The organism is Acidisoma sp. 7E03, assembly GCF_054665075.1.
Genome location: NZ_BAAFHE010000075.1, coordinates 1 through 262 on the forward strand (window position 1 = coordinate 1; position 262 = coordinate 262).

General features: G+C 64.9%; 1 pseudogene. It reads right to left on the reverse strand.

Going from position 1 to position 262, the window contains the following annotated elements:
• Positions 1 to 262 (reverse strand): annotated as a pseudogene (locus tag ACYQ6W_RS22745) (MFS transporter); the annotation flags it as partial.

The window sequence follows — 262 nt, forward strand, 5'->3', positions numbered from 1 at the left end:
CCGCCGGATCCGATGACGCTGGTGTAGAAGATCGCGAAGGCGCGCCCTGTGTCCGCATTGGAAAGCTGGGGCACGGTGGCATACAGCACCGAGGATGTACCGTTGAGGACGATGCCAAGCGGCGTGAGCAGCACAAGCGTCGGGATCAGCGGCGTGCATAGAGTCGCCCCGATCAGTAGCGCCGCCGCCGTTTCGGTCACCACGACACTGCCGACGACCCCCAGCCGCTCGGCGAGCAAACCACACGTCGCTTTGCCTAGAG